A 674-nucleotide genomic window follows, 5' to 3' on the forward strand; every position below is an offset into this window, starting at 1 on the left:
GTTTTCCATCCAGCTCTTGCGAGAGACGGAACTTTTTCTTCATAAGACTCAATTTCAATCACCGTATCTTCATCAAGATCAATGTATTCTCTTTTAAGTAAAACAGCATTTTCCTTATTTTCATATGGCTTGATTTCAGTATCTGCCTTTACCGTCACCATACTACCAAGGGAAATAATCATGGTTAATAATACACACAACAAACTTTTCATTTTTCTCATAAAGAGCCTTCTTTGTAATTATCCTATTTTTAAATCGAGAAATGGATTCTTTTCTCCCCTCCTTCCCATTCCCACTACATTTCCGATTTAATTTTGTAAATCAACAGTAATACCATCTCCAACTGGAACCGCCAGGTCTTCCGGTGCCTGGTCTTCATCATATACTGTTCCTATTTCTTCTATGTAAGCATCTTCCGATTCCTTCTGCTCATAGGAAACCGTTTTTCCTATAGTTCCTGAATAGTGATAAAGCTGTAGCGTTAACTGTTTTGCATGATCCGAAATCCCCAAATCCTGTAATTCAAAAATTAGATTCGGTTTATCGTAGGAAGTGAGACTAAAAACATATTCATTTCCTAAATCATCCTTCCCGCGAAGCCAGAATTCATCTTCATTTGTCATATCGAAATATGATCCAGAAATGGTACACCCGAAAATATTATATTTCATTTC

2 protein-coding genes are annotated in these 674 nt (G+C 35.9%); both read right to left on the bottom strand.

The features are described from left to right. A partial coding sequence (locus tag PGQ38_RS19390; RefSeq protein WP_270432293.1) for a hypothetical protein occupies window positions 1-221 on the bottom strand: 221 nt, incomplete at its 3' end. Window positions 222-308: 87 nt separating this feature from the next. After that, the coding region (locus PGQ38_RS19395) for a hypothetical protein (RefSeq protein WP_330674560.1) at window positions 309-674 on the bottom strand (366 nt) is incomplete at its 5' end.

The sequence above is a fragment of the Blautia faecis genome, assembly GCF_027662325.1.
GTDB lineage: Bacteria > Bacillota > Clostridia > Lachnospirales > Lachnospiraceae > Blautia_A > Blautia_A faecis.